Origin of the sequence: Streptomyces sp. NPDC002809 (genome assembly GCF_040295435.1) — a bacterium.
Lineage (GTDB): Bacteria > Actinomycetota > Actinomycetes > Streptomycetales > Streptomycetaceae > Streptomyces.
This window is the reverse complement of sequence record NZ_JBEOVJ010000011.1, coordinates 26,196-45,808: the sequence shown is the minus strand read 5'-3', so window position 1 is coordinate 45,808 and position 19,613 is coordinate 26,196. Positions and strand designations below refer to the sequence as shown.

Annotated in this window: 14 protein-coding genes; 5 read left to right on the top strand and 9 right to left on the bottom strand. The window is 73.0% G+C overall.

Annotated elements, in window-relative coordinates:
• The 6 genes from ABT025_RS09855 to ABT025_RS09830 all read right to left on the bottom strand — a co-directional run bounded on the left by ABT025_RS09855 (position 1) and on the right by ABT025_RS09830 (position 7,698).
• Positions 1 to 3,111: a hypothetical protein gene (locus ABT025_RS09855; protein WP_350991853.1), complete on the bottom strand. Its 3,111-nt coding sequence runs from the start codon at positions 3,109 to 3,111 to the stop codon at positions 1 to 3.
• 4 nt (positions 3,112 to 3,115) lie between these two features.
• Positions 3,116 to 3,274, bottom strand: a complete 159-nt coding sequence (locus tag ABT025_RS09850; protein WP_350991851.1) for a DUF6760 family protein — start codon at positions 3,272 to 3,274, stop codon at positions 3,116 to 3,118.
• Positions 3,271 to 3,765: a hypothetical protein gene (locus ABT025_RS09845; RefSeq protein WP_350991849.1), complete on the bottom strand. Its 495-nt coding sequence runs from the start codon at positions 3,763 to 3,765 to the stop codon at positions 3,271 to 3,273. The genes ABT025_RS09850 and ABT025_RS09845 overlap by 4 nt, the downstream gene beginning before the upstream one ends.
• Entirely contained in the window at positions 3,762 to 4,202 is a 441-nt protein-coding gene (locus ABT025_RS09840; protein WP_124720830.1) for a phage tail protein, read from the bottom strand. The genes ABT025_RS09845 and ABT025_RS09840 overlap by 4 nt, the downstream gene beginning before the upstream one ends.
• Positions 4,203 to 4,279: 77 nt before the next feature.
• The gene (locus ABT025_RS09835) at positions 4,280 to 5,806 is read right to left on the bottom strand and encodes a phage tail sheath family protein (RefSeq protein ID WP_350991847.1); all 1,527 of its coding nucleotides are present in this window, start codon (positions 5,804 to 5,806) and stop codon (positions 4,280 to 4,282) included.
• Positions 5,807 to 6,405: 599 nt separating this feature from the next.
• Entirely contained in the window at positions 6,406 to 7,698 is a 1,293-nt protein-coding gene (locus tag ABT025_RS09830) for a COG1470 family protein (protein WP_350992060.1), read from the bottom strand.
• Positions 7,699 to 7,955: 257 nt separating this feature from the next.
• Here ABT025_RS09830 and ABT025_RS09825 point away from each other — a divergent pair, with 257 nt between their 5' ends.
• Positions 7,956 to 8,681, top strand: a complete 726-nt coding sequence (locus ABT025_RS09825; RefSeq protein ID WP_350992058.1) for a helix-turn-helix transcriptional regulator — start codon at positions 7,956 to 7,958, stop codon at positions 8,679 to 8,681.
• 139 nt (positions 8,682 to 8,820) lie between these two features.
• Here the strand turns inward: ABT025_RS09825 and ABT025_RS09820 are convergent, their stop codons facing one another.
• Positions 8,821 to 10,773, bottom strand: a complete 1,953-nt coding sequence (locus ABT025_RS09820) for an eCIS core domain-containing protein (RefSeq protein ID WP_350991845.1) — start codon at positions 10,771 to 10,773, stop codon at positions 8,821 to 8,823.
• Positions 10,774 to 11,118: 345 nt separating this feature from the next.
• On the opposite strand from ABT025_RS09820, the gene ABT025_RS09815 reads away from it, so the two are divergent.
• The 4 genes from ABT025_RS09815 (at position 11,119) to ABT025_RS09800 (ending at position 17,787) form a co-directional block, all read left to right on the top strand.
• A complete protein-coding gene (locus ABT025_RS09815) occupies positions 11,119 to 14,247 on the top strand; it encodes a hypothetical protein (protein WP_350992056.1) in 3,129 nt (1,042 codons plus the stop codon).
• The gene (locus ABT025_RS09810; protein ID WP_350991843.1) at positions 14,244 to 14,951 is read left to right on the top strand and encodes a Pvc16 family protein; all 708 of its coding nucleotides are present in this window, start codon (positions 14,244 to 14,246) and stop codon (positions 14,949 to 14,951) included. Before ABT025_RS09815 ends, ABT025_RS09810 begins: the two co-directional genes overlap by 4 nt.
• A 77-nt stretch (positions 14,952 to 15,028) precedes the next feature.
• Positions 15,029 to 17,113 (top strand): ATP-binding protein, encoded by a 2,085-nt coding sequence (locus ABT025_RS09805; RefSeq protein WP_350992054.1) that lies wholly within the window; start codon positions 15,029 to 15,031, stop codon positions 17,111 to 17,113.
• 83 nt (positions 17,114 to 17,196) lie between these two features.
• The gene (locus tag ABT025_RS09800; protein ID WP_350991841.1) at positions 17,197 to 17,787 is read left to right on the top strand and encodes a DUF1707 SHOCT-like domain-containing protein; all 591 of its coding nucleotides are present in this window, start codon (positions 17,197 to 17,199) and stop codon (positions 17,785 to 17,787) included.
• 21 nt (positions 17,788 to 17,808) lie between these two features.
• On the opposite strand, the gene ABT025_RS09795 is transcribed toward ABT025_RS09800, so the two are convergent.
• Together ABT025_RS09795 and ABT025_RS09790 are read right to left on the bottom strand one after the other, a co-directional pair.
• Complete coding sequence (locus ABT025_RS09795; RefSeq protein ID WP_350991839.1) at positions 17,809 to 18,591, bottom strand: thioesterase family protein; 783 nt, start codon at positions 18,589 to 18,591, stop codon at positions 17,809 to 17,811.
• A gap of 176 nt (positions 18,592 to 18,767) precedes the next feature.
• Positions 18,768 to 19,535: an SDR family NAD(P)-dependent oxidoreductase gene (locus ABT025_RS09790; protein WP_350991837.1), complete on the bottom strand. Its 768-nt coding sequence runs from the start codon at positions 19,533 to 19,535 to the stop codon at positions 18,768 to 18,770.
• Between the last annotated feature and the right edge of the window lie 78 nt (positions 19,536 to 19,613).

The following is a 19,613-nucleotide window of genomic DNA, read 5'->3' as shown; positions in this document are numbered from 1 at the left end:
TCAGCGGCGTCCGTCGTGCAGCCGTCCGGAGCGTTCCCGTCCTCTGCGCAGGTCCGCCCGGATCAGCCTGCTGACCGGGTCGAGCAGCCGGCGGGCCAGTTCCTCGATGTCCACGCCGCCGGTGGCCTCGTTCGTCCGCGGCGTCGCGGCGGTTTCCGGTGTGCCTGCGGCGGGGGTACGGGCGGGCTTGGGCTGGACCACCCGCACGGGGACTCCGGCGAGCCCCGCCTCGTCCACCGCGCGCTGGAGCGCCTGGGCCCGGGAGTCCGGGGCGCGGTTGCCGGGGGCGGGGCTCCGGGGCGCGGGGCTTCCCGGGACTCCGCCGGGCCGGGCCGTTGCGGGGCGTGAGGCGCGTACGGCGAGCTGCTGCGGTGCGCCCGCCGGACCGTCGCCCGGCGGCGCGGGTCCGGTCGCGGATACGCCGAATTCGGGTGCCACCGGCATCTGGAGCCGCTGCACGGGCACGGCGGGGCCCCCGGGCCCGGCGGAGCCGGGCGGATGCGGGCGCACCACGAGGACGGGCGGTGCCGCGGACGGTGCGGGCGGGGCCGGTTGCGGTGCGGGGTGCGGCGGTTCGGGCCGGCGGGTGGTCGTGGGCTGCCCCGATCGTTCCCGTCCGGGCGAACGGTCGCCGGACGGGGACGGCACGGACGGGGCGGCGCCACGCGCCGAGCGCTGGACCAGGCGTACGAGGGAGCTGACGGAGGGCCGGACGGACCTGGCGGTGGCGGGGCTGCCGGTGCTCCCGGCCTTCCCGGCCCTCCCGCCTTCGTCCGGCGCGTCTCCTCGCGGCGCGGTACGGCGTGATCCCGAGGAGGGCGGGGCGGCCTGCACCCGGACGCCCGGACCCGGGGCACCGGCCGACGGGCTGCCGGCGTACGGGCCTCCTGCCGACGGCATTCCTGCCGACGGGCTCCCTGTCACGGACCGCTGGACCGTGGCGCCGGGGGTCCGGCGCCGGGCCCGGCTCTCCGGTCCTGCGGGCGTGACGGGGGCCGGGGCCCGGAGTGTCGGGGTGGGTGCGGCGGGGTGGGCGTCCCGTTGGACGGCGGCGCGGGAGCCCGGGGCGGTCCGGGTGTCCTGCCGCTCCTCCGTCCGCGCGTCGCCACCGGCCCGGGGCGGCCCGTCGGAACCCGGCCGCCGGACGTCGCGCCGCCAGGTCGCCGCAACGACCGGCCGCGTGGTGGCGGCCGAAACCGGCGCCGAGAAGCCCTCGGCCGCGCCGGTACTCACGGACAGCGTCCGTGCGGTGAGCAGGGCGCGCGACCGCTGCACGGACACCGGCGCGGGACCCCCTCCCGAGGCAGGCCCAGGCGTCTGCCCCTGGGTCCCTCGCGGGGTGATCCGCCGGATGCGTACCGGCGGGGGCGGCGTGGCCGGGGCCGTGACCGTGCTCCGGGCCGCAGCCGGGGCTGTGGGAGCGGACGGTCCGACGGTGGTGGTGGTCGTGGTCGTGTGGGTGGTGTCCGTGGCGCGTTGGACGGCCGCGGGCTGCCCGGAGGGGGCTCCGGATCCGGGTCCGGCGCCGGGGTGGGCCGGAGGGCGCAGGGGCATTGCGGTGTGCGCCTGCGCGGAGGGTGCGGAGGGCACGGACGCCGGCGGCTCCCCCGCCTGCGGGCCCGCGGTTCCGGGGCGCGCGCGACGGGGGTCCCCGAGCAGCGGGGCGTCGTGCGCGGTGCCGGCGGTCGGCGGAAGGGAGGGCAGCGGTGCGCCGAGACCGCCCCTGGTGCGGGCCTGCGAACCCGGGCCGCGGGGCGCGGGGGCGGAGAGGGGGCCGTCGTCCGGCGCGGACGCACCGGTGCGGCGTGTGGAGGTTGCGGGTGCGGGCTGCACCACCGGCGAAGGGCCAGGTGTGCCGGGTCGCGTGGCGGCGGGCCCGGATGCCGGGGCACCGGGAACCGAAGGCCGCCGCTCCGCCACCGGGCGCTCCGGCTGCGGATGCTGCGGCTGCGGGCGCTCCGCCTGCGGTCGGCTCTGATGACGCCCCGCAGCGCCCTGTTCCTGCTGCCGCTGCACCTGCGGCTTCCCCCGCCCGGGGAAGGGGGTCGCCTGAGCGGGGGTCGCCGGAGCGGGAGGCGTGGTCGTCTCCGGCGTCTGCCGCTGGACCACGGGCAGCGCCGGGTCCTGCGGCCCGGCTGCACCGGCGGATGCGCCACTGCTCCCGCCGGAAGCGCCGAAGGGAGCCGCACCGGGCGGGAGTTGACGCAGGGGCTTGCCCAGGGCTGGACGTACGGGAGGTGTGGCGGGCCCGACCGGGGACCGCTCGGACCGGGCGCCGGGCAGGCTCGCCCCGGGCTGCGCACGCCCGGTGTCCGTCCGGCCCGGCCCGGCCGTGGGCTCGGTCCCGGTGGCCGGTGCGGAGGTTCCGGCCGGCACGACGGCGGAGAGGTTCCGCAGGGACGTCACCGGCCGGCGGGCGACGATCAGGGACGGCGCGGTGCGCCGGGGGCGGACCCGGGCGGGACGGGTCTGCGGCGGCGCGGTGGCCGGTGCGGGTGCGGTGGCCGTGGATGCGCGAGCCACGGGGGCGGCCCCCGTCTCGGCCGTCGCCTCGTCGAAGCCGGGCTGCCGGACCGCCGGTTCACGGCCGGCGCGCGCGGCAGCGCTCCGGGGCTGCGTACCGCCCGATCTCTGGACGGCGGTGGAGGTCCGCGGCCCGACGGGCGTACGCCCCGGGGCGGTGGACGGCGGGGCCTGGAGCGGCTCCTCCTGTCCGCCGGATGCGGCGCGCAGGAGAAGGGGAGGCGTTCCGGGCGCGGTGGGGCGGGCGACACCCGGCCGTGCCACACCGTGGATGAGGCCCACCGGTGCGGAGGGCAGGACGGCGTGGCCGAGCTCGCCTCCGTACGCGACGTTCTGCCACGAGGCGAGCCGGGACCTGAAGCGCAGTCCGTCGCTCACCCCGATCGAGGACCGGGCGACGGTCACGACGGGTGGTGCGACCCGCCGCCAGCCGCCGTCCCAGTCCGCGTCCCGGCGCGCGGGACGGACGGCCTCCGGCGCGGCCGCGGGTTCCGTACCGTCTCCGGTGCCGTCCCCCGCGGGCTGCGGGCCGGGCGGGCCGGCGGCCTGCCGCCGGCTTCCTCTGCCGAACCAGTCCCTGAACTCCACGCCCTCACCCGCTCTCGTTGACGCGGGTGTTGATCCGCGCTATCTCCTTCACCCACTCCTGCCGCTCACCATGGGTGAGGTCGAGAATCTCCTCACGCTGCCAGTGGAAGTGGTAGGCGATGTACGCGAGCTCCTCCCGCAGCCGGGCAGGCGCGTACGTCACGATTCCCCCAGGCGTTCACCCGAGAGGTCCACCTCGAACGACCCGTGGCACAGCGGGCACGTCACCGCGGCGTGGGTGTGGCCCTCGCTGTTGATGCGGCGGTAGAAGTCCTGGAGGAACGCCACGTCCGTGGCGTACATCCGCTCGACCACCCCGGCGTGCACATCCGTGATGGCGCCGAGCCGGGTGATCACCTGGCTGAGCAGCACCACGCTCAGGTACGCGGGGTTCTCCTTGACCCGCAGATCGATCTGCGGCCGCAGCTCGTCGCGTGCCGTGGCGAGCCGCATCGACCCGCTCCGGTGTACCTGGCCCTCGTCGTCGACGTAGCCGCGCGGGAGCTCGAACTCGAACTCCGTGCGCAGGTCCTGACGGTCCCGCTCCCGGGCGGGAGGAGGCGTCGGGGCCTCCTCCCGCGGGGCGGGCGCGGCGGCGGCGAGGGTGTCGAGGACCTCGTCGAGGCCGCCGCCGGAAACGGTCCGGCGCCTCATTCGACCACGATCTCCTCAAAGGTGATGGTGACCGTCTCCGTCGCCGCGCTGGACTCGCCGGCCTTCAGCGAGGGGCCTTCCCACTTGCTGGCCCATCCCTGCATCAGCTGGATGCGGCGGACGGTCTCACCCTTCGAGTCCTTGATCTCGATGGTGAGGTTCTGGCGTGCGGTGTCGACGGCGCCGTTGTTCAGCGTCTCCTTGATCCACTTGGTGAACTCGCTGCTCTTGTCGAGCCCGCGGGTGATCGTCACCTCGCCGGCCTGTCGCGCACCGGGCTGCTTGCGGATGATCTGCTTGCCCTCGGCGGTCACCTGGCGGACCTCGACGACTTCTTCCTCGACGGTCAGACCGCTGATCTCCTGGATCGACTCCACGAGATAGCCGCCGAGCTGCACGCCGAAGACGTGGGTGGAAAGAGCATCGCCCTCTGCCATGACTGTGTGTCACCTGTTCTGTTCGTTGCCTGCGGGGGTCGGTCCTCGACGAGGACGGGTCACTCGTCGAGGACGGGTCACTCGTCGACGAGGCTGGTGCTGTCGGAGAACTGCGAGAGGCGGAAGATCACGAACTCCGCGGGCTTCACCGGCGCGACGCCGATCTCGCACACCACCTGACCGAGGTCGATGGACTCCTGCGGGTTGTTGTCACGGTCGCACTTGACGTAGAAGGCCTCTTCCGCCGTCCGCCCGAAGAGCGCGCCCCTGCGCCATTCCTCGGTGAGGAAGGCGGTGACGTTGCGCCGGATGCTCGACCAGAGGCGGTCGTCGTTCGGCTCGAAGACCACCCACTGGGTGCCCAGGAGGATGGACTCCTCCAGGTAGTTGAAGAGGCGGCGCACGTTGAGGTAGCGCCAGGCGGGGTCGGACGCGAGGGTCCGTGCGCCCCAGATGCGGATGCCGCGGCCGGGGAAGGCGCGGACGCAGTTGACGCCGATCGGGTTGAGCAGGTCCTGCTCGCCCTTGCTCAGGCGGAGTTCCAAGTCCAGCGCACCGCGGATCACCTCGTTGGCGGGCGCCTTGTGCACCCCGCGCTCGGCGTCGCTGCGCGCCCAGACACCGGCGACGTGGCCGCTCGGCGGGATCAGGGTCTGCTGACCTGTCGCCGGGTCGAGGACCTTGAGCCACGGGTAGTACACGGTGGCGTAGCGCGAGTCGTAGCCGGCGTCGTCGTTGCGCCAGGTGCGGACGCGCTGGGCGTTCATCCCCGGCGGGGTGTCCAGGACGGCGACCCGGTCGCCCATCTGCTCGCAGTGCGCGATGACGGCCAGCTGCACGGCCCTGACGCCCTCGTCGTCGATGTCGCCGCGACGGTGGGCGCTCATCAGGTCCGGGACGGCCACCATGGTGATCTCGTCGATCGCCTCCAGGGCCGCGATGCCCGTACGGGCCGACGCGTCGCCCACGTACTCGGTCGGGCCGCTCCGGGCGGTGGTGCCGGCGTCCGGGGCGGAGGGCGCGAGGGAGAGGCTCTGCTTCTCGGGGCGGGTCTGGGCCGCGCCGGGCTGCTCGGTGACCTCGATGAGCTTGGACTGCCGGGCCTGGGTGACCAGGTAGCCCTTGACGTTCTTGCGCACGGAGGTGTCGTAGGTCTCCGCCACCTTGCCGCCCTGCCGCACCAGCAGCCGGAACCGGTCCTCCGGAGGGTTCTCGCCCTCGGGGTCGGCGACCTCGATGGAGAGGCCGTCACCGGCGCCCGGCCGGGCGGAGACCAGGAAGCCGCCGATGGCGACGGACGGGGCCGCCGCGGGCGCGGAGCCCTGCTGGGCGTCCTCGGCGGGACCGCCGATGCGCACGATGTACGCCGCGCCGCCGCCGTTGCTGAAGTAGCCGTGGACGGCGAGCGTCAGATAGGTGTCGGGGGTGAACGTGCCGAAGGCCGATACGTACTGGTCCCAGCTCGTCACCAGCGTCGGCCGGTGGAAGGGTCCGGTCTCCGCGAACCCGACGAAGGCTGCGACCGCGGTGCCGACTCCCTCGATGGGCCGTGCTCCGGACTGCACCTCCTCCACGTATACACCTGGGGTGAGGTACGACGGCATGCTCGCTCCTTCGGGTGGTCAGTCGTTCGCCTGTCCAGTCTTGCCCGGGATGTCTGCAAGCAGTAGGCCTCAGAGTCCTGGCCACGGGGCAGGGCAGCTGCCTTCCCGGGCACCCCGGGCGGTCGGGAGGACCCCCGCCCGGCCGCGGCCGCCGGGATGACGGCACGACAGATGCGCGCCGACGGCCGGAAAGGCGGGCCCGGGAATCCCCACGGCCCGCCCCCGATCAACACGGCAAGGGTTACTTTCAGCCAGAAACTACCGCGCCAGGGCGGCGAACCGGCCGGATTTCCACGGCCGCCGCCGAAGCCCGGAGACTCCGCTCCACACCCGGTCCGACCCCGTCCCACCCCTGATCCGCTCCGGTGAGCAGGAGCATTCGCGGTACGAGCGGATCCGCCCGCCCGCGAAATACCGGAAATCACCCGCGAAGGACCGGTATTCACCGGTGGAAGCCGCTCCGACGATTCGGTTCCCGACACGGACCGGTGTGTGAAGAGCCACACCCCGATGAACCGTCAGATGGAGGTTTCCGCTGGCAGGGACCCTGTTTGTTCACGTTCCCGGAACGGACGGGCAGGAATCCGACGCTATCGTTCCTACGGTGCGATATCGCTCAGCACACCACTGACATTGAGTACTTGGTGGCACTTGGAGGCCTGCGTCCCGGTCGCCGGAGTGCCTGGTTTGGAGCAGGTCACGGAAGCGGTGACCTTGGCATTTTCCTGAATCCGAATGGGGGTGACCCAGTGATAGTCCTGGTTGCGGAACGTCTCCAGAGCAATGGTGGTGATCTTCCGCTCGCCGAAGGAGATGGTCAGCACCCCTTCGTCTCCCTGGAAGTTCGCCACCACGATGTCGGTGACGCCGAATACCTTTCCTGCCGGGACCTGATACGTCTTGTCCTTCTTGGCTCCGGCGTCCGTCTGCACATCGATGGTCTCGGAGCTCTGCTGGGCGTTCAGCTCGCCGGCGCCGCCCGTCGATCCGGAGGAACCGCCCGTCCCGGCACCGGCGGTACCGCCCTGGCCCGTTCCGGTGCCCGGCTCCTGACTCTCCCCGCCGCCGCCGGTGCCACCACCGGTCGTCGCACCGCCCTGCGGACGCTCCCGGTTCTCCTCCTGAGCAGCCTTGGCCCCCGCCTCCTTCGCGGTGCTGCGGATCTCCGGCCGCACCAGTGCGAACCACGCCACCAGCAGCGCGATCAGCGCCGCCAGTACGATCAGCAACCACTTCGGCAGCAGGGGAAGTTGCGCGAACTCACCGGGCAGGGGCTCCGCCCGGCCGGGCTGTTCGCCCTCCGTGTCGGCTCCCGCGCCGTCCAGGGCCCTGACCTCGAACGGCCAGGTAACCGGGGCACCGAACCAGATCAGCTTCCGGGCGCGCACCCGCAGGCCCACCTCGGCGGACTCGCCCGGCGCCAGACTCCGGCGTTCCGGTGTGAAGGCGAGGCGGAGTTCCTCCCCTTCCTGCTTCCCGGCGAACACGACGTCCACGGGAGCGTTCCCACGGTTCTGCACCGAGGCCCGGAACCGGGCACCAAGCCAGCCCCTGCGCCGGCCCGGCTCCATCCTCGCGCGGAGTTCACGGAACGGCTCGACGACCACCGTCATCTCGGGCACGGCCACCGACTCGGGGTGCTCCGCCGGCAGGACGCGTACGCCCAGGGGGACTTCGCCCGCCTTGACCTCGTGGGAGCGGGGCGGCGCGAGCCGCACCGTCACGGTCTCGGAGGTGCCCGGGTACAGGGAGACCCGCGCCGGCTCCACCGTGGTCCATGCCGCACAGTCGCCGACCACTTCGAGGGTGTACGCCTCGACGATGTCGCCGTCGTTGCGCACGGTCAGCGTGGTCGTCGCTTCGGCGCCTGGCGACACCGTCACCGTGGGTATGTCGAATTCGGCAGATGTGGTCACGATGCGACGTTAGGCCGCGCCCCGGTCCCGGCAGCAGAGGCGGGAGGGCAACGTGCGGGCAGGGCAGGTGCCCTGGCGGCACACCCGCGCCGCCTCCTCGCACCCCGCCCCCGGGCCAGGTCTCCCTGTCCGGTCCCCGGAACGAGCGAGCACGAAGCCCGACGTATCGGGAAACAGCGCACACACCTATCGGGGAACCGGCGGAAGCAGCTGAGGAAGACGAGCACATGACCATGACCACAACAGATCTGACGAAGACGGAGGCAGCGGGCGTCCACACCCGCGCGCCCTCCGTCCCCGAGCAACCCATGAAGGCCGCGCCGCCGAGGTCCCCGGCCGGCAGGGTCTCCGTCGCCGTGTACGCGGAGGACCTGATCCTGCAGACCGGCATGGTGCACCAGCTGCGCCTGCGACCGGAGATAGAGCTGATACCGGAAGAGGAGTCCGACCGTGCACAGGTCTCCTTAGTAGTGGTGGACATGGTGAACGAGGCCACCGTCCAGCTCCTGCACCGTCTCCAGCGCAACACCTCCACCCGCACCGGTCTCGTCGTCGGCTTCTTCGAGCCGGGAGCTCTCCAGACCCTGATCGAGTACGGCGTCGCCGCCGTGCTGAGGCGCGGCGAGGCCGACCAGGACCGTCTCGTCCATCTGGTCACGGCGATCGCGAAGGGTGAAGGGGTACTGCCGGGCGACCTCCTCGGCAAGCTCCTCGACCACGTCAGCAGCCTTCACCGCACGGTGCTCGACCCCCGGGGGCTCTCGCTCTCCACGCTCACGGCGCGCGAGGCGGAGATGATCCGGCTGGTGTCGGAGGGGTACGGCACCGCGGAGATAGCGCAGAAGACGTCGTACTCCGAACGGACCGTCAAGAACGTGCTGCACGAGGTGGCGACACGGCTGGATCTGCGCAACCGGGCCCACGCGGTGGGCTACGCCATGCGCCACGGCCTCATCTGAGGTGCGCGCTCCTCGCCGCCGTGGCGGTGGCCTCCCCCGGGAGTCCACCGCGACGGGCCCGCGGGGGCAACGGGTGTTGCCCCCGCGGTGCCCCGGCCCCTGGAGCGGGCCGCACCTCGTGCGCACGCCCCGGGGGGCCTCACGCCACGGGCTGGTTGTTGCGCGCCTCCAGCGCCCGGATGGCTCTGACGACGGCGCGGATCAGTGCGTCCCTGCTGGCCTTCGCCGTCCGAATGAGTCCGGGGTCCGCCTGCAGTAGCGGTTTCTTCCTGGCCGCGGCGTCGATGGCCCGGGCTCCGATGAGGGACGCGGGCAGGGGCGTGGGCACTTGGGACAGGGACTCCGTGGTGAGGCCCGCGAAGACGAGATCCCCCAGCACCTTGGACACGGAGGCGTCCGTGATGCCGTACGCCTTCTCGATCCGCTTCGTCCATTCCTGACGCCTGGCGTGGGTCTGGGCGAGCGCGAACAGCTGCTGGACGGTGGCATCGGTGACAGGCCTGCCCCTGACGTGCGGGCCGACGTTGCCGCCGACGCGGCTCATGTCGGTGGAGATCGCGAACCGCGAGTCGAAGCCGCCCTCCACATCGCCGTACCGGTTCCCGTACAGCGAGTCCACCAGGTGCTGGCCCTCCTCCGACCCGCTGCCGAAGGTGACTCCGGGTTCCAGCTCGTCGAAGTCCTCGTGCACCTTCACGAAGGTGCTGGGTTCCGGGTAGTAGACCGAAGTGGGCTCCACCTGGGCCATGGCGTCCCGGACGGCGAGGTCGACCTGACTCGCGTGCCAGATCAGGATGTCGTCGTCGGCGCTCCGGTTGCCCGCGGGGGATGTGTAGCCTCCGCTGAACACGTCCAACCCGCCGGAATCCAGGCGCGGCGCGGCTGCCGAGAACAGCGGTCCCGCGTCGGTCTCGAACGATGCGGTGTCGGAGTCGCTGGTGTGCAGATAGACGTGCGCCCGCCCGGACGCCCGCAGTCCGGCGATCATCGAGGTCGTCTCGGGGGAGCGCATGATCCGCTCCCTGATCTCGCCGTAGGGAATGGTCCGCTGGTCCGTCACCTGGGCGTCGGCGGCGTGGTTGGCCCAGGTGAACCCGAGGACCGCGACCCTGAACCGGTCCGCGCCCCAACTGCCGCGGAAGTCGCTGATCTTCTGGTTCAGCAACACCTGTGCGGCGTCCACGTCCTGCTGCCTGCGGATCCGGATGTTCACACCGATGACCAGGGCGAAGCGGTCCGCCGGCACCGTCCCCCCTTCGAAACCGGTCTCGTACTTCTCCGCGATCTCCATGAGGTCCAGATCCTGACCGAGCACAGTGGGGACGATCGCGACCGTGCCCGCACCCGTGGGTTCGGCACCGGCGACGGCCTGCCCGAACGTGCCGGCGGTCACGCCCCCGGCCAGGCCGCTGATCTCCGCTGCCCGCTGCACGGCCCGAACCCCCGCCGCCGGTGCGGGCGGCGCCGCACGGCGCTCCTCCGCCCGCTGAACCGCGGCGGGCGTTGTGCGCATCACCCGGGTCGCGTTGGCCTCGGCCTCGCGCTCGAAGCGGTCGGAGGGGTCGGAGACCTTGAGGCCGGATCCGTCGTCGGTCCCCGCGACGGGGCCCGAGCGCTGCTGGATGACGTGGGTGAGTTCGTGCGCCAGGGTGTGGCTGTCCCCTCCCCCGTCGCCGATGACGACGTGGTTGCCACTGGTGTAGGCCCGGGCGCCGACCTCGGCTGCTGACGCCTTGGCCGCACCGTCGTTGTGGATCCGCACATCGGAGAAGTCGGCGCCGAGCCGGGTCTCCATGTCGGCGCGCGTGGTGTCGTCGAGAGGACGGCCGGGGCTGCGCAGCACGGCGTGCACGGCGGAACGCTGCACGACGCCCTCGCCGTTGTCGTGGCCGCAGCCCTCGCCGTGCTGATGCTGCTCGTGGTCCACGTCGTGCCCGGACCGGCGCAGCATCTGGACGACGTCCGCGTTGCCGACGCCGGCCTGCAGCGCCATGAGGCCGGACAGCGGCGTCCCGCGCCCTGCCGCAGGGGTGCGGGAGGCCCTTCGGGCCTGTTCGGCCCGTGCCGTTCTGTCGTTCTCTTGGGCGTGCACAACGGGCCTTCCGTGCGTGGGAGCAGCAACCCTTCCTGCATACGCGGTGATTGGCCGCGGCACCAGGAACCGGAGGGCAGAAGGGGGCGGCTGTACGGGCAACGAGGTGGTGCCGGGCGGTGGTGGGGACTCCATGCCGCCGCGTACGGGGGATGTCCGGGCTGCCGGCCGGGCCGCAAAGGGCACCGGGTCTTCCCTGCTCCCGGTACTCCGGGCCCTGTCCACATTCCTCCGCGGGCCCGATGCTTGTGGTGGAGAACCATCGACCAGACTGTGAGGTGGACCGTGGGCGGTCCTGCTGGCCCGGCACGCCGTACCCGGTTTCGCCGACTGAGCGGTGTCGTGGTGCTGCTGACGCCGCTGCTGGTGGCGGGTTCCATCACCGCCCCACAGGGTGTGACACAAGCGGTCGCCGCCTCGGACGCGGCGCCGCTGGACACCGGACGGATCGCCTTCGCGGGTAACGGGCATCGCAGCCTCGGCCAGCGTTCCTCCGAGACCACCAGCGAGGACCTGTTCGGCTCCGGTCCTGCGCACTACGACCAGGACGCCTTCGGGCGCGGTGGGGCCCTGGTCTTCACCAGCCTCCGCGACGAGGCGAAGCCCCAGGTGTACACGCGCGGGACGGACGGCTCCGTACGCAGGCTCACCTTCGGCCGTGACGCCGCGCACCCCGAACTCTCCGCCGACGGGCGGACCGTGGTGTTCGACTCGGCCGAGCCCCGTCCCGGCGGGTCGGCCCAGCGCGACCTCTGGTCGGTCGGCGTCGACGGCAAGGGCCTGCGGCGGCTGACGGACACGCCCGCCGACGAGACCCACCCGACGCTCTCCCCCGACGGCACCCGGATCGCGTACGCGAGTGACGGCGGCCCGGAACGGGGCACGCAGATCTACGAACGGGACGTGTCCGGTGGGGTGGTGACCTGCGTCAGCGACCCCGCGGAGGGCGACGCGAGCGAGCCGGAGTGGAACCCGGTGAACGACGACGCCCACCGGAACCTCCTCGTGTACACCCTGCACCAGGAGCCCGAATCGGACACCGACACCGGGAACCGGCTGCGCGTCACCACCGGTCCGGGGACCGGCCGCCCCCTGCTGACCGGTGACTTCGCCGGCTGGGGCACCCGCTCGGCCGCCTGGTTCCCGGACGGGACCGGTCTGGTCTTCCTCAGCCCCAACACGGACTGCGGATGCTCCGTCTACGACCACGTGTACCGGGCCGAGACCCTCGACAACCCCGTACCGGCGATGGAGCTCTCCGAGGACCGCAAGGTGGAGTCACCGGCCGTGCTCGGGGACGTGAACACCTGGAAGGTGGTCGTCACCCGCAGGACCACCGTTGATCCGGACCTCGTCACGCTCCAGGACATGCGGCAGGACGGTTCGGACCCCCGGGACCTCAGGCTCGACGTCCTGCGCGAGGACCCGAAGTCCTGGTCCAACACCAGTGACGACCCGGCCGTCGACCCGCTGTTCCACCCGTCGGCCGGCTACGACCCCTGGACCGAGCGGCAGACGTACACACCCAACGGCCGGCGCATCGCCGTGACCCGCTTCGTGACCGTGGGGGGCCAGCGGGTCCAGCAGATCTGGATGGCCGACGCCGACGGGACGAACGCGGCGGAGATGAAGCTGGACGGACGGGGCCCCCGGGACTGGGACACCGACCCCTCCTTCTCCCCGGACGGCACCAAGATGGCGTTCACCCGCACCTCTCCTGGCGGTGTCGGTGACGCGGCGGGGCCGAGCCGGGTGCTCGTCGCCGACGTCGCCACGAACAAGATCATCGGTGAGGTGGTCCCGCCCGCGGGGCAGGTGGTGGGCGGCGACGCCCAGCCCGCCTGGTCGTCGGACGGCACCAAGCTCGCCTTCACCCGCAACCACGTCATCCGGGGTCTCGGCGGGATCAAGCACGTCTGGACCGCCCCGGTGGGCGCCCTGGACCAGCAGGAGGACCTCAGCGAAAAGGGCTGCCCCGACGAGTGCAAGGTGATCGACGACAGTCCCGCCTTCTCCCCCGACGGCACAGCCATCGCCTTCAACCGCAAGGACCGCGCCGACCAGATCAACCACCGGGCCAGCGTCGTCGTCACCTCGCCGAACGGTGCGAACTGCCGGGTCGTGCTGCCGTCCTCCCGTCGCAACGATCCCACCGCGTGCCGCGCGCTGATCCCCGACGTCTCGGCAACCGGGCCCTACCAGCCGCGTGACGTGGCGTGGTCGCCGGACGCCGCGCGGCTGGTGCTGAGCCACCGCCGGGACATCGCACCGAACTCCCCCGAGCAGCTGTCCGAGCTCGACCTCGCCACGGGCACACTGACGCCGCTGACAGCGAAGCTGCCGGGCCGCCAGAAGGAGCCCGCCTTCCAGCAGCAGGTCGACCTGGCGCTGACCGCGCCGCCCGTCGGCCCGTCGGTGGAGGCCGGTTCCTCGGTGTCGGTGACGGTCACCGTCACCAACCACGGTCCGGCCCCCTCCCCCGGCACCACGTTCGTCGCCGACACTCCGCCGGGCGTACGCCTGGAGGAGCTCACCACCGACGCCGGTTCCTGCGGCGCCGGTTCACCGAGCTGCGACCTGGGCGTGCTGCCGCCGGGCGCCGAGGTGGAGGTCACCGCGCGTCTGACGGGCGTGACGACGGGGCCCTGGCGGATGGGCTGGTCGGTCACCGGAGCCGTCGTCGACCCGAACCCCGCGGACAACGCCACGGGGACGGACGTCGAGGTCCGTGACGTCCCCCCGCTGCCCAGCCCGTCTCCCACCCCTGCCCCGCCTTCGCCCTCTCCCGCACCGCCCGCACAGCCTCCCGCCCCGCTGCCGCCCGAGCCCGAGGCGGGCCCCGGAGTCGTCGTGCGGGCCCAGCCCAGCCCCGGCTACGTCGGCGGCCGGGTCGTGGTGACGTACACCGTGCGCAACGGGAGGAACGCCCTCGCCACCGGCCTGCGGCTGCGCCTCGGGCTGCCCGCCGGGATCCCGGTGGCCACCCTCCCGGCAGGCTGCGCCGACGGCGTGTGCACCCTTCCCGACCTGGCACCGGGCGGCTCCTCGGTCCTGCGGGTGGTGCTCGCACCGGACCGGGCCCTGCGGACGAAGGTCACCGGGACACTGACCACGACCGGCACCGACGCCGACCGCGGTGACAACGTCTCCCGGATCCCGCTGCGCATCCTCCAGCCGCGCATCGTCTCGGTACCCGCCGTCGGCAAGCCCGGGTTCGTCACCTCGGTCCGCGGCAAGGACTTCCCGCCGGGTGTACCGGTGAAGCTCACCTGGAAGCCGGGGATCACGGCGACCGCGCCGCCGGCCCGTCCGGGCGGCGACGGCACGTTCATCGCCCAGCTGCTGATCCTGGTGAAGGACCGCACGGGGCCGCGCACGATCACGGCCTCCGGGCCGGGCTTCAGCCCGGTCACCACCGACTTCCTGGTGGTGGTCGGCACCATCGTCCCGCCGGACGAGGTGGGACGCAGGTGATCCACGAAGTCGACGAGGCGCTGCGGCTGTTGCTGGTCGACGCCGGCCTCCGGGAGAGCGGCGTGGACCTGGTCTTCGACGCCCCGACGAGTGACTGGTCCGCGCGGCGCAACGCTCCGACGGTCAGCATCTTTCTCTACGGGATCCGGGAGGACGCCACCCGCCGCCGCACCGGAACCACCGAGGAGTACGACGGCGAAGGCGTCGTCACGGGCCGGCGGACGCCTCCGCGCTGGTTCGAACTGACCTATCTGCTTACCGCGTGGACCAACCGGCCGCAGGACGAGCACCGCCTGCTCTCCGAGGTACTGCGCTGCGTGATCCACACGGACGCCCTGCCCGCCCGGATGCTGACCGGCAGCCTTGCCGCACTCGGACTGACGGTGGAGATGGAGGCGGCGTCCGCGGGTTCCGGCGAGCGGCCGTCCACCGTGGATGTGTGGTCCGCACTCGGCGGCGAGCTGAAGGCCGCCATCGACCTGCGGGTGTGGGCGCCGCTGGCCGGCGAGGTGACGGCCGTCGGACCGCCGGTCACCGAAGGCCTGCTGGTACGGACGGCGCCCGGACGGTACGGCGAGGCGCCGGAGCCGGGTCGACGGCTGCGCTACGACGGGGCGTCCGACGCCGACGGGCAGGGCTTCGCCGCGGAACGTGAACGACAGCTTCCGCCGGGCCGGCGCAGGCGTGGAGGTCCGGCACGGTGACCACGGCGTACGAGACCCCGGCCGGCGTCCGCGAGCCGGGCGGCACCCCGCCGACGGCCGGCACTCCGCCGACGGCGGTGGAGGACCTCTGGGAGCGGCTGGGGCACATCGAGCGGCGGGTACGGCACGCCGTCGCGCTGCGCCAGGACACCGACCCGGAACCGAACGACCCGTACCGGGGCCAGTACCTGACCCCCGCCGCGGCCGAGCGGATCCTGGACTCCCGCGACGCTTTCGTCCCCGTCCCGGCCCATGGCCCCGACGCCCCGCCGCACTCCCCGGCGGAAGGCAGGATCGCCGCCCTCGCGGAGGACTTCGGCCTGGTCGCGCCGGACGTCGATCTGCTGCTCGTCGCGATGGCCCCGGACATCGACGCACGCTTCGAGTGGCTGTACGGCTATCTCAACGACGACCTCACCCGGCGCCGAGCGACGATCGGCCTGGCCCTCGAACTCTGCGGACTGCCCGCCGCGGGTCCCGGCCGCTTCCGCTTCTCCCCGTCCGCCCCCCTTGTCGCGGCCGGCCTGGTGGAGGTGCTGGACGCCGACCGCCCGCTGCTCTCACGGGTGTTGCGCGTACCCGACCGGATCACCGCTCATCTGCTCGGCGACGACGGGGTGGACGGAAGGCTGCACGGTCTCGTGCGGGCGGCGGGACCTGAGGAGGCGCCCGAGGAGGAGCCGGACCGGTGCCCGACGACGCTGCGGGTCGTGGCGGCGCTGGGGACCGGCAGCGGCCTGGTGCATCTGCTGGACCGCGGCGGCGACCCCGGCCGGCTCGCGGCAGACGCACTCCTCGCGGCGGGACTCCGCCCGCTGGTGGTGGACGTCGCCGCCCTGGCCACCGCCCCGGAGCCGGTACGGACCGCGCGGATGCTGGCGACCGAGGCGCGGCTGACCGGTGGCGGTCTCGTCGTCGGCCCGCTGGAGACGCTCAACTCCGAGCAGCCCAAGGGCGCCGGGCTGATCGGAGGGCTCTGCGACGCGGTCGGCGGCGGCTCCCCCCTGATCATGTACGGGAAGAAGAACTGGGACCCGTTGTGGGCCGGCGAGAGCCCGGTGACGGTCCCTGTCCTGCCTCCGGACCCGGCGGACGCGGCACGGCGGTGGCGCCGTGCGCTCACCGGGGCCGGGGCCGCGGCGGGTCTCGCCGCCGGTACCGCGAAGGCCGACGCGCACCTCGCCGACGCCACCCGCGCCTACCGCCTCGACTCCGGCCAGATACGCCGGGCCGCCGCCGTCGCGTCCCGGCTGGCCGACCTGGAGGGACGCCCGGTGGAGGCACAGGACCTGCGGACCGCCGTCCGGGCCCAGAACGGGGCGGGGCTGGCACGGCTCGCCCGCCGCATCGAGCCGACGGTCGGCTGGGACGACCTCGTGCTGCCCCCGTCGACCCGCCGCCAGCTGTCCGACCTGGCCCTGCGCGCACGCCACCGTGAGCAGGTGCTCGGCCGGTGGCGGATGCGGCCGGGCGGTGGCCGGGGCCGGGGCATCGTCGCGCTGTTCGCCGGGGAGTCCGGAACGGGCAAGACCATGTCGGCGGAGGTGGTCGCGGCCGACCTGGGCATGGAGCTCTACGTCGTGGACCTGTCCTCCGTGGTGGACAAGTACGTCGGCGAGACCGAGAAGAACCTGGAGAGGATCTTCGTCGAGGCGTCCGACGTCAACGCGGTGCTGCTGTTCGACGAGGCGGACGCCGTCTTCGGGAAGCGCTCGCAGGTCAAGGACGCGCAGGACCGGCACGCCAACGTGGAGTCCGCCTATCTCCTCCAGCGGATCGAGTCCTTCGACGGCATCGCGGTGCTCACCACCAATCTGCGGGCCAACCTCGACGAGGCCTTCACCCGCCGTCTCGACGTGGTCGCCGACTTCCCCGTGCCGGACGCACAGCAGCGGCTCGCCCTGTGGGAACGCTGCCTGGGCACGGAGATCCCCCGCGCCCCCGGTCTCGACCTGCGGACCTGTGCGGAGCGGTTCGAGCTGACGGGCGGATCCATCCGCGCCTGCGCGGTCACCGCCGCCTACCAGGCGGCGGAGTCGGGCAGCCCCCTGGACACGGAACAGCTCGTCTCGGCGGTCCTCGCCGAGTACCGCAAACTCGGACGGCTGGTCCTGGACAGCGAGTTCGGCCCGTGGCTGGAGCGCACCCGGCGCGGGGACTGACCGGCGGACCACGGCCGGGAACGCGCCACGGAACGTGGCCGCGAGCCCTGGTCCCGCGTCCCGGCGTCCGTATTATCTGCTGCATGACTGCAGAACCCGCGCGATCCGCCGGCCGCATGCGCGCCTCCGACGCCGACCGCGAAGCGGTGGTGGAACAGCTGCGGGAGGCTGCGGCCGAGGGGCGCATCGATCTCGAAGAGCTGGACGAGCGCCTGGGGCTGGCGCTCACGGCCAAGACCCACGCCGAACTCGCGCCGCTCACCGAGGACCTGGGACCGGCCGTCCTCGACCAGGGCGAGCCGCTGACCCTGAAGGGCGGCATCCACGGCGTGCAGCGGACGGGCCGCTGGAAGGTGCCGCCGCGGATTCTCGTGTACGGCGGCCTGGGCGGCGTACGTCTCGACTTCGCACGGGCCGAATGCCGGCTGCGCGAGATCGAGGTGGAGGTGGACGCGCAGATGGCCGGGGTGGTGCTCGTGGTCCCGGTGGGCTGGAAGGCCGACACGGACGCGCTGGATCTCGCCTTCGGCGGCCTGAAGGACAAGACCTCGGGCGAACGGCTGCCGGGCACACCGGTGCTCCGGATCACGGGTTCGTGCGGCGCGGGCGGTGTGGTAGTCCGCTACCCGAACCTGCGGGAACGCCGCAAGCAGCGCAAGGAGTTGTCACGCTGAGCGTCCCCGGACGCACCCTTCCTACGAAGGCCGGACGGTGAGGATCTGCTCTGCCCGGCCGACGGGTCCGTCGATGTCGTGCAGGACGGTGCTGGTGACGCCCTGGCCGGTGGGGCCGAAGACGACCGTGGTGTCGAGCCCGGTCCAGCGGCCCCGGGGCCTGCGGTGCAGATGGATCGTCAGGTCGACGTTGGGGAACATCCAGGCGGTGGGCTGCTCACGTACGGCGATGCCGTTGGCGGTGTCGACGAGCGCGACGTAGGACGCGAGCGGGCTGACGGGCTCGCCCGCGACCAGGTCGAGGGGGGTCGAGATCCAGGCGGTCGCACGGCCCGGCAGGGGCGGCGCGAGGGGGCGGACGTCGAGGGAGGCGATGTACCCGCCGGGCCAGAGATCGGCCATGGGCCAGGGCGCGAGGGCCTCGGGAGGGGTGAGTCCTTCCGCCGCGCCACCGGCGACGGCTGCGGTGTCGCCGGAGGCGAGGCACCAGGCCCTGGCGCGGACGACGGGGCGGTCGCCGATGAGGGCGACGGCTTCGACCAGTTCGATGGTGCGGCCGGGCCGGAGGGTCTCGACCCGGATCTCGCACTCGTCGAGGGCGAGCCGGCCGAGGATGTCGAAGCTGATCCGGGACAGCAGCAGGCCGTCTCCCGGCCGGTCGGCCAGGTGCCGGTCGATGGCGTGGGTGATGAGGCCGCCGAGTGGGCTGAAGTGCACTTCGTCCGTACTCCATGCCCCGCTCGCGTGAGCGGTGGGCTTGAAGCGGTGTTCGTCGATGCGCTCGTAGTAGCTGCCGTTGTCCATGGGTGCTTCCCTCGCGGCTGTGCGGATCAAGGAACAACAGCGTGACACCGGACGGATTCCGGCCGGGGTCCGGGGGCGGCCGGGAGCGGAGCCTCGGTCGAAGGCAGCCCCTGGACCGGGAGCGGGGCCCCGGCCGGGAGCGGGGCGGCCCGGCGGGAGGGGTTGCCGGGTGCCGGTCACGGCAGGTCCGGGGCCCACGCGACTCCGTTGATGTGTGACCCGCCGTCCACGAAGAGCGTGTTGCCGGTGACGTAGCGCGCGCCCTCGCCCGCGAGGAACGCCGCCACCGGGGCGATGTCACGGTCGGGGTCACCGATCCGCCCCATGGGGTTCATCGTGTCGGCCTGCGTTCCCAGTTCGGGGTGGTCGTTCGTCATCCGCCGGAAAGCCGCGCTCTTCGCGCCCGGGCAGATCGCGTTGACCACGACCCCGGTCGGGGCCCATTCGCGGGCGGCCGTCCGGGTCAGGGTGCGCAGGGCCTCCTTCGCGGCGTTGTACTCCAGGGTTCCCACATGGGCGTTCACGCCGTTGAGGCTGCACATGTTGACGACCCGGCCCCAGCCCCGTTCCCTCATGTGGGGAAAGGCCGCCTGCATCGCCCAGAACGGCCCGTAGAAGCCGACACCCAGACCACGGGCCATCATCTCGTCGGTCTTGTTCTCGACCCGCCCGACGTTTCCGGCGCCCCAGGCGTTGTTGACCAGGATGTCGACGCTGCCCCACTCCCGCACCGCGGTGTCGACCATCGCCAGGACCTGCGCCTTGTCACTGACGTCGGTACGCACGAAGCGCCCACCGATCTCGTCGGCCGTGGCGCGGCCCGTCTCCTCGTTCAGCTCCGCGACCAGCACTCGGGCCCCGTCCGCGGCGAACCGGCGGGCTACGGCGGCGCCGATTCCGTCCCCGGCACCGGTGACGATCGCGACGCGTCCTGCGAGTGGCATGCGCGGGTCTCCCAACAGCCGGGGTATCGGACGTGGGAGTCATCCAAGCCCGCGCGGCCGGGGCCCGGCCGGGCCCGT